This window comes from Pseudomonas sp., assembly GCF_035277045.1.
Lineage (GTDB): Bacteria > Pseudomonadota > Gammaproteobacteria > Pseudomonadales > Pseudomonadaceae > Aquipseudomonas.
Genome location: NZ_DATELE010000073.1, coordinates 1 through 4,859 on the forward strand (window position 1 = coordinate 1; position 4,859 = coordinate 4,859).

Annotated in this window: 5 protein-coding genes and 1 pseudogene; 4 read left to right on the forward strand and 2 right to left on the reverse strand. The window is 65.3% G+C overall.

From position 1 onward, the window contains the following. A partial coding sequence (locus VJS90_RS03060) for a GGDEF domain-containing protein (protein ID WP_324118981.1) occupies positions 1 to 738 on the forward strand: 738 nt, incomplete at its 5' end. Here the strand turns inward: VJS90_RS03060 and VJS90_RS03065 are convergent. Next, the gene (locus VJS90_RS03065) at positions 735 to 1,442 is read right to left on the reverse strand and encodes an MgtC/SapB family protein (protein ID WP_324118983.1); all 708 of its coding nucleotides are present in this window, start codon (positions 1,440 to 1,442) and stop codon (positions 735 to 737) included. The genes VJS90_RS03060 and VJS90_RS03065 overlap by 4 nt on opposite strands. A gap of 423 nt (positions 1,443 to 1,865) precedes the next feature. Here VJS90_RS03065 and VJS90_RS03070 point away from each other — a divergent pair, with 423 nt between their 5' ends. Then, complete coding sequence (locus tag VJS90_RS03070; protein ID WP_324118985.1) at positions 1,866 to 2,330, forward strand: beta-carotene hydroxylase; 465 nt, start codon at positions 1,866 to 1,868, stop codon at positions 2,328 to 2,330. Positions 2,331 to 2,336: 6 nt separating this feature from the next. Here VJS90_RS03070 and VJS90_RS03075 read toward each other — a convergent pair whose 3' ends face one another. Further along, positions 2,337 to 3,236 carry a bile acid:sodium symporter family protein gene (locus tag VJS90_RS03075; protein ID WP_324118987.1) on the reverse strand — a complete coding sequence of 300 codons (900 nt, stop codon included), beginning with the start codon at positions 3,234 to 3,236 and terminating at the stop codon, positions 2,337 to 2,339. Positions 3,237 to 3,544: 308 nt separating this feature from the next. Here VJS90_RS03075 and VJS90_RS03080 point away from each other — a divergent pair, with 308 nt between their 5' ends. Together VJS90_RS03080 and VJS90_RS03085 are read left to right on the forward strand one after the other, a co-directional pair. Next, entirely contained in the window at positions 3,545 to 4,453 is a 909-nt protein-coding gene (locus VJS90_RS03080; protein WP_324118989.1) for an aldo/keto reductase, read from the forward strand. 4 nt (positions 4,454 to 4,457) lie between these two features. Next, positions 4,458 to 4,859, forward strand: a pseudogene (locus VJS90_RS03085) (MFS transporter); the annotation flags it as partial.

The following is a 4,859-nucleotide window of genomic DNA, read 5'->3' on the forward strand; positions in this document are numbered from 1 at the left end:
CTGGTGGCCGAGGCAGGCCTGTCGCGCGCCTCGATCTTCGACTCCTGGCGCCATGACATGATCAAGACAGTGATCATTTTGCTGTTGCTGCTTGTCGGGCTGTCCAGTTTCGGCCTGGTGGTGTTGCGCCAGGTGCGCGAACGCATGGCCATCGAGCAGGCCTTGCATCGCGCCCACCGAACCCTCAAGGACCTGGCGATGACCGACAGCCTGACTGGCCTGGGTAATCGCCGGCGCCTGGACGGCATTCTGGAGCAGGAGATCCGCCGGGCGCGCCGGCAGGACTATCCCGTTGCGTTGGTGATGATGGACCTGGACTATTTCAAGCTCTACAACGACACCTATGGCCATCCGGCGGGTGACCGGTGCCTGCGCCGCGTGGGCGAGCTGCTCGCGGGCGCGTTGAAGCGGCCGGGCGACCTGGCGGTACGCTACGGTGGCGAGGAATTCACGCTGTTCTTGCCCGCGACCGACGGCGATGGCGCAGCAGCCATCGTCGACGAGGTGTTGCAGGCGCTGCGCCGGGCGTCCATCGAGCATGCGAAGAGCCCATCGGGCGTCGTCTCCGCCAGTGCAGGCGTGGCAGTGGTGCGTCCCGCCTTGCGCGACGTCACCCCTGAAAGCCTGATGGCCAGCGCCGATGGAGCGCTGTACCGTGCCAAGCGGGAGGGGCGCGACCGCATCTGCCTGGTCGAGCTGGGCCCGGCGGACGGTCATGTGGCCGAGTCGCAGGCCTAGTCCGCCGCCACCGATTGCAACTGCCAGCGGACCGCGCTCACACCTTTCTCCAGGCTGACCCGGCCGACCAGCCGCTCCAGCTGGCTCGCCGCTTCCGGGTTGCCCAGCAGCTCGGCGCGTACTTCAAGGCGGGTGGTATCCGTCAGATCCTCGCTGTGCAGTGATTGCAGACGCAGGCCGGGATCGCTGAGGTTTTGCAGCATCAGGCTGCGTACCTGGATCTCATCCTCGGCGCGGCAGACGATGCGCACCTCGAAGCGCTGCTCGACTTCCGTGGCGGGGACAACCTGTTGGTGATCCAGACGCTGGGCGATATCGCGCAGCAGGATATTGGCGCACAGCACCACCAGACTGCCCAGTGCCGCTTCGAGCAACAGCCCCAGGCTGCAGAGGATGCCGATGGCAGCAGTACACCAGAGCGTGGCGGCGGTGTTCAGACCGCGGACGTTGAAACCGTCGCGCATGATCACGCCGCCTCCCAGAAAGCCGATGCCCGACACCACGTAGGCCGCGATGCGTGAAGCGTCGGAGGGCTGCATGCCGGGGACCGCCTGGGTCATGAGCACGAACAGGCAGGCGCCGGTGCTGACCAGCGCGTTGGTGCGAAGGCCGGTGAGGCGTTGACGCAGTTGACGCTCGGCGCCGATCAGGGCCCCCAGCGCGAGGGCGATGCTGACGCGCAGCAAGAATACTTTCCAATCCATAGCAAACCTCTTCCACGGGCCAAGGCCCGGACGAACGCCGTCGATGCGCGGCGTGGCTGATCAAAACGGGAATGCGCAGGGCCACGCGGTCAGGTGCCGCTGGGGCAGGGACCGGGAAGAGAGAAGGGGGCTTCAGCCCAGAGGGCTGGAAATGACCACCGTCTACCAGATGCGGCGAGACAGTGGCAGGGAACTGCCGGACTAGCTCGCCGTGTGAACCTGTCGCAATCGACTGGGGCTACCGTCCAATGCAGGACTCCTTTGATGAGGTGCGGAAATGCGTCGCGAAAGGTACTCGCGCGGCAGAACACGGTCAAGCGCAGAAATGTGACAAGAAAACTTGCACATGACCTCGTTTTCATGAAAAAGGCGTGCCCAGATGATAGGCTTGCGCCTCCCTGAAAAATCCCCCGGACGCGCTACATGCTGTTCAATCTTGCCGTGCTGGTCGGCACCCTGGTGGCCATGGAAGGCGTGGGCACCCTGACCCACAAGCACATCATGCATGGCTGGGGCTGGTGGCTGCATCGCTCGCACCATGAACCGCACCTGGGCATGCTGGAAACCAATGATGTCTACCTGGTTGCCCTGGCGCTGATCGCCTGCGCGCTGGTGGCGGCCGGCAAGGCCGGGCATGCGCCGCTGCAGTGGGTCGGGGCGGGTGTGGCGAGCTACGGGGTGCTCTACGTGCTGGCCCATGACTGCTTTTTCCACCGTCACTGGCCGAGCAGGCCGCGGCCGGGCCTGCGCTACCTCAAGCGGCTGCACCGCGCGCACCGCCTGCACCATGCCGTGAAGGGCCGCGACGCCAGCGTGTCTTTCGGCTTCTTCTACGCGCCGCCGCTGCGCGTGCTCAAGCGCCAGCTGCGGGCGAGGCGGCGTGTCTGACCTGCCTCAGTTGGCTGTTTCGCCGTCACGGGCGCCGTCAGCCGCGGCATGGCCACGGCTGACCCACCAGCCGAACGCCGCCGCGGTGAAGAACATGATCAGGCTGTAGATGGCGGCCGGCACGGCCATGGTCGCGTTGTTGAGCAGGCTCGGGCTGAGCGCCAGGGCGATGGCCAGGGTGCCGTTGTGAATGCCGATTTCCATGCCGATGGCGATGGCCTGGCGGCGCGGAATGCGCAGGATGCGCGGCACGCAGTAGCCAACGCCCAGGCTCAGCACGTTGAACAGCAGCGCGGCGCCGCCTACCAGCGGGGCGTACTCGAGCACCGTGCCCCAGTCCTTGACCAATGCCAGGACGATGGTGAAGGCCAGGAACAGCGCCGCCACCAGCTTCATCGGCCGTTCCATGCGCGCCGCGAACCCTGGCGCGTAGCGGCGGATCAGCATGCCCAGGGCCACCGGCAGCAGGACGATGGCGAATACCTGCAGCACCTTGGCGAATTGCAGGGGGATGGCCTGGTCCGACGCCATGAACCAGCCTAGGGACAGGTTCACCAGCAGCGGCATGGTCAGGATGGCGATCAGCGAGTTGACTGCCGTGAGCGTGATGTTCAGTGCCACGTCACCGTGGGCCAGGTGGCTGAACAGGTTGGCCGTGGTGCCGCCGGGCGAGGCCGCCAGCAGCATCAGGCCAACGGCCAGCGCGGGCGCCAGGCCGAAGCCGTTGGCGATCAGGAAACAGATGAAGGGCAGCAGCAGGATCTGGCACGCCAGGCCGATGACCACTGGCTTGGGGTACTTCACGACGCGAGCGAAGTCCGCCAGGGTGAGGGACAGCCCAAGGCCCAGCATGATGATGCCCAATGCGAGGGGCAGGAAGGCGGAGAGCAGGGGGGAAGCGGTCATCTGGGCAGTCCTTTGGCGGGTGGTCGTGGACGGATTCAAGCGGGAAGTGGCACAAGGCTAGTTCAGGCTTGAAGGTTTCACCGCTCGGGGAGCATGCTTTGTCAGCACCGGCCTTTTCGCTGGCAAGCCAGCTCCCACAGGTTGCCGCCGCCTTTGTGAGCAACACCGTGCCTGTGGGAGCTGACTTGCCAGCGAAGAGGCCGGTACGGGCACTGAAAATCCGAAAATATTCAGAAACAGAAATCCATGCCCACACCCCCCACACCGGCTAGCCTGAAAAGTTTCCAGATTGTTACGGGAGCTTTCCTATGTATGGACGTCGCGATGTCCTACGCGCCGGGGCGGCATTGGGCCTGCTGGCCGCCAGTCCCGTGCTGCGCGCCGAATCGCCCTCGGGCCTGCTCACCCGCAAGATCCCATCCACCGGCGAAGCACTGCCGGTCATCGGCGCGGGTACCTCGGGCAGCTTCGAGGTCGAAGCGGGCTCCAGCCAGTACCAGCAGCTCAAAGAGGTACTTTCCGTGTTCTTCCGCGGCGGCGGCAAGGTGATCGACACCTCGCCCAACTACGGCGGCGCCGACGCCATACTCGGGCAGCTGCTCGAAGAGGGCGGCTGGCACCGGCAGTGCTTCATCGCGACCAAGATCGCCGCCGACAGCAAGGACGCCGCCGCCTCCCAATGGGCCGACAGCCTCAAGAGCCTGCGCACTGACAAAGTCGACCTGCTGCAAATCCACAACCTGCGCGACTGGCAGCGCCAGTTGCCCTACGCGCAGGAGCTGAAAAAGCAAGGCAAGACACGCTACGTGGGCATCACCCATTACCTGGCCAGCGGTCAGGGCGCGGTCGCCGATATCCTGCGCGAGCATCCGCTGGACTTCATCCAGATCAACTATTCGGTGAACGCCCCCGATGCCGCCCGCGAACTGCTGCCGTTGGCCGCCGACAAGGGCGTCGCGGTGCTGATCAACCGGGCCTTCGACGACGGCCGGTTGTTCTCCCGGATCAAGGACCAGCCATTGCCAGGCTGGGCCGCTGAAGCCGGTATCGGCAGCTGGGCGCAGCTGTTCCTCAAGTTCGCCATCAGCCACCCCGCCGTGACGACCGTCATTCCGGCCACCGGGCGCCCCGACCGGCAGTTGGACCAGCTCAAGGCCGGCGCAGGCCCCCTGCTGAGCGAAGCGCAGCAAAAAGCGCTGATCCAGCAGTTCGCCTGAACCCATGACGAGCTGGAAGCAGCGCCTGGGCCAAGGCATCAATCTGCAGCAGGGCGAGTGGCCCGCCGTGGCAGGTGGTCTTGCGCTGTTCTATCTGCTGTTCACCGGGTATTTCATGCTGCGCCCGGTGCGCGAGACCATGGGCGTGGCGGGCGGTGTCGACAATTTGCAATGGCTGTTCACCGGCACCTTCGTCGTTACTCTCATCTGTCTGCCGCTATTCGGCTGGTTGGCGTCCAGGGTCCGGCGTCGGCGTATCCTGCCGTGGACCTATGGTTTTTTTGCCAGCAACCTGCTGCTGTTCGCCGTGCTGTTCTTCCGGGCCGCGGATGACCTGTGGACCGCGCGTGCCTTCTATATATGGCTCTCGGTGTTCAACCTGCTGACCATTTCCCTGGCCTGGAGC

Excerpts from the sequence above, each read along its gene's own strand:
- VJS90_RS03070 (WP_324118985.1), top strand. The coding sequence starts at position 1,866 with ATGCTGTTCAATCTTGCCGTGCTGGTCGGCACCCTGGTGGCCATGGAA.
- VJS90_RS03065 (WP_324118983.1), bottom strand. The coding sequence starts at position 1,442 with ATGGATTGGAAAGTATTCTTGCTGCGCGTCAGCATCGCCCTCGCGCTG.
- VJS90_RS03075 (WP_324118987.1), bottom strand. The coding sequence starts at position 3,236 with ATGACCGCTTCCCCCCTGCTCTCCGCCTTCCTGCCCCTCGCATTGGGC.
- VJS90_RS03080 (WP_324118989.1), top strand. The coding sequence starts at position 3,545 with ATGTATGGACGTCGCGATGTCCTACGCGCCGGGGCGGCATTGGGCCTG.